This window comes from Streptomyces marokkonensis, assembly GCF_039539045.1.
GTDB classification, from domain to species: domain Bacteria; phylum Actinomycetota; class Actinomycetes; order Streptomycetales; family Streptomycetaceae; genus Streptomyces; species Streptomyces marokkonensis.
The window spans coordinates 1-3,559 of the sequence record NZ_BAABCQ010000319.1 but is presented as its reverse complement, the minus strand read 5'-3'; the positions used below and the strand labels follow the sequence as shown (position 1 = coordinate 3,559).

Here is a 3,559-nt window from a genome sequence, read left to right as displayed (position 1 = left end):
CCCGCCGCGAAAAGCGTTCACTGATCGGTTTTCGTGTTAGCGTACAGGTGGTTCCGGCCCGCGAAGAAGGGGCACCGTGGGGGAGTTCCCGCTTCACGAGCCGGGCCGGCGCCCAGGAGCCCCGCTGCCGACCTGACACCGGCGCCCGGGCTCCTGGGCCCCGGCGCGACCGGCGGAGGAACCGTGAACGCCGTCATCCCCGCCCCAGCCCTCCCGGCCACCGCCGCCCCGACCCACACCCGCACACGGGTCCGTGCCGATGCCCGCGGCCCGGCCGCCGCCGGCCCCTGGCACCTTCGCTCCGACCCCGGTCTGGCCCAGGTCGAGGAGACCGTCCGCGCCCTCCTCGAACCGCACTTGGGCGCACGCCTCCTGCCGGCCACCGGCGGTGAACCGGCTGCCGGCGGTGAACCGGCCGCCGGCGGCGAACCGGGCCCCGTACTGCGCCTCACGCTCGGCGAGGCGCCACCGTCCCCCCGCCGCGCCGTCGGTGTCGCGCCCGACGGCACGCCCGTACCCGTCGACGAGTCGTACGGTCTCACCGTCGGCCCGGACGGCATCACCTGCCGTGCCCGGACCGCCGTGGGCGTCTTCCGTGCCGCCACCACGGCCCTCCAGCTCCTCGCGCTCCCGGGCCCGGACGGCGAACTCGAGCCCCGGCACCTCTCCGACGCCCCGCACTACGCCTGGCGGGGCCTGCTGGTCGACCCGGCACGCTGCTTCATCGACCCCGACGACCTGCGCCGGATCATCGATCTCGCCGCCCTTTACAAGATCAACGTGCTGCACCTGCACCTCACGGACAACGAGGGCTGGCGCATCGAATCCCCCTCGGTTCCGTCCCTGACCGCCCCGCACCGCTCCGGGACGGAGGCCTTCTACTCCGCCGAGGAGTACGCCGCGCTCCAGGAGTACGCGGCCCGCCGGTACGTCACCGTCGTCCCGGAGATCAACCTGCCCGGCCACTGCGCCGCCCTGCGTGCCGCCGTACCGGGCCTGCCCGACGCGCCCGCTCCCGAGGGCGTGGCGGGCCGTTTCACCTACGTACCTCCGCTCGACCTCGCCGACCGGCGGACCCGGACGATGGTGCGCGAGGTGCTGGCGGACGTGTGCGCCACGACGGCAGGACCGTTCGTGCACATCGGCGGCGACGAGGCCGTCGGCATCACCGACGAGAGCTTTGCCGCGGCGGTACGGGAACTGCGTGCCCTGGCACGGGGCTTCGGTAAGCGCCCCGTCGGATGGCAGGAGACGTCGCGCGCCGGGGTGACGGATCAGGACCTCGCGCAGTACTGGGTCGACCCGGGCATGATGGATCTGCCCGCCACGGCCGACGACTTGGCCGAACGCCCCGACCTCCTGGCCGCCGGCTTCACGCCGGAACTGGTCGCGGCCATGCGACGCTTCTTCGCGCCGTCCGCGGACGACCTCCAGCGAGTGCTCGCGGGCGGGGGCCGGGTGATCCTCTCCCCGCAGTCCCACCTCTACCTCGACCGCGGCTATGCCGCCGCCGTCGTTCCCCCGGAGCGGGCGGCGGACGCGGCACGCCTCGGGTTTCCCAGCTACCTGCCGCGCGACGTGCGCCACACCGCCGGCTGGGACCCGGCCGCGCACGGTGTCCCCGACGACCGGATCGCCGGCGTGGAGGCGACGTTGTTCGGCGAGGTCCTTCAGGGGATCGACGACCTGACGACGATGCTTCTGCCCCGGCTCGCCTCGGTCGCCGAGACCGCCTGGAGCGGCCGCCCGGCCACCTGGGAGACGCATCGCGCCGCCCTCGCCCGCCATGGCAGGCTGTGGCAGCAGCGGAGGCTGGCGTACTTCCCGGCCACCGACGTCCCCTGGCGCTGAGAACACCTGTGGGCCGCGGGCTGATACAGCCCGCGGCCCACAGGAGGCGGATCAGGAGATGGATCAGGAGGCGGGTCAGGAGGCGGCAGGCGCGTAGTTGTAGATCGAGGGCACCGCCATGCCGGACTGCGGCGTCACCTCGACGTCCGGGCCGGAGACGACCTGGTACGTCATCCGGTAGAACGGCACGAACCAGCCCTGCTCGACGAGGTGCTTGTTCAGGGCGCGTGCCGCGTCACCCGCCTCCTGCTCCGAGCCGACCTGGATCTTCGGCAGCAGACGCTTCACCGTCGCGTCGGTGGTGCCGAACATGTTGAAGGTGCCGGGAGCGACCTGGTCCTGGGTCGCCACCCAGTCGTTCGGCGACTGCCCGATGTTCATGACCATGGCCGAGTACGCCTTCTCGCGGTAGATCTTCCGCAGGGCGCTCGCGCCGTCGAGCTGGTCCCAGGTGACGGTGACGCCGACGGCCTTCAGGTCCGTCTTGATGGACGAGGCGAGCGCGTCGCTGACGATCGCGGAGACACGGGGCAGCTTCAGTGTGAAGCCGTCGGAGTAGCCGGCCTTCGCCAGCAGTTGCCTGGCCTTCGCCGGGTCGTGCGCGTAGTGGCTGTCCAGCGCCTTGTCGTACGCCTGGGTCTCGGGGCCGTAGATCTGGTTGGTGGTCTGGCCGCGGCCCTGGCGGATCTTGTCGAGCATCGTCCGGCGGTCGATCGCGAGGTTCAGCGCCTGGCGGACCTCGGTCTTGCGCAGGGCCGGGGTGTGCACACCGCCACGGTCGAAGAGCAGCAGGCCCTGGAAGTCGAAGGTGAAGTCGGTCTTCTTCAGCTTGCTGTCGGAGGCGAGGGCGACCTGCTGGCTGGCGTCCTGGATGACAGCGCTGTCGATCTGCCCGGTCTTGAGGCCGTTGACGACGGCCGTCTCGTTGTCGAAGACGCTGATGGTCAGCGACTCGTAGGGCAGCTTCCGGCCCCAGTAGTCCTGCTTGCGCTGGAAGGTGTACTTGTTGCCGATGGCTGTCCTGCCCTTGTCGAGCGTGTACGGGCCGGTGCCGACCGGGGTGGTCCTGAGCGAGCCGTCGGCGAGTTTCGCCGGGCTCGCCATCAGGCCGGCCGCGTCGCTGAGGTGGAACAGCATCGCCGGGTCGGGCGCGGACAGGGTCAGGGTGAGATGCGTGGCGTCCTCGACCGTGACCCGCTTCAGGGGTGCGAGGGTCTTGGCCGCGCCACCGCCGCCGTTCTTGAAGTGTTCCAGGTTGGCCTTGACGGCGTCGGCGTCGAAGGCGGTCCCGTCGCTGAACCTCACGTTCTCGCGCAGGGTCAACGACAGCTTGGTCCTGCTCTCGTCGTACGCCCACTTCGTGGCGAGCATCGGCCGGTAGGAGCCGTCCGGTGCTCTTTGGACCAGCGTGTCGTAGACCGCCTGGAAGTAGGGCAGAGCGCCGCCGATCGCGTCCTTGGGGTCCAGGCTCTGGGCGTTGGTGAGCGTGGCGATGTCGAGCGTGGCCGCGCCGGCCTTCCCGCCGCCGGCGTCTCCTCCCGCGCAGCCCGCGAGGACCAATGAGGCCGCGGCCGCCGTGGCCGCGAGAGCACTGCTTCGAGCGGAAAACCTCATGATGTCGCTCCGTTGGGAGGGCCGGGGACGCGTCACCGGCGACAGATGGAACCCGAGGGCACGTCGGACAGACGCGTCCCGGTGACGGGATCCC

The 3,559-nt window shown here is 71.5% G+C and carries 2 protein-coding genes; one reads left to right on the top strand and one right to left on the bottom strand.

Annotated elements, in window-relative coordinates; all coding sequences use genetic code 11:
* The first annotated feature begins 183 nt into the window (after positions 1 to 183).
* Positions 184 to 1,851 (top strand): family 20 glycosylhydrolase, encoded by a 1,668-nt coding sequence (locus ABEA26_RS35380; protein WP_345598102.1) that lies wholly within the window; start codon positions 184 to 186, stop codon positions 1,849 to 1,851.
* Positions 1,852 to 1,926: 75 nt separating this feature from the next.
* Here the strand turns inward: ABEA26_RS35380 and ABEA26_RS35375 are convergent, their stop codons facing one another.
* Positions 1,927 to 3,465 (bottom strand): ABC transporter substrate-binding protein, encoded by a 1,539-nt coding sequence (locus ABEA26_RS35375; RefSeq protein WP_345598100.1) that lies wholly within the window; start codon positions 3,463 to 3,465, stop codon positions 1,927 to 1,929.
* Positions 3,466 to 3,559 lie beyond the last annotated feature (94 nt).

What these genes read in the sequence shown, in the direction of transcription:
- ABEA26_RS35375 (WP_345598100.1), bottom strand. Translation starts at nt 3,465, where the DNA reads ATGAGGTTTTCCGCTCGAAGCAGTGCTCTCGCGGCCACGGCGGCCGCG.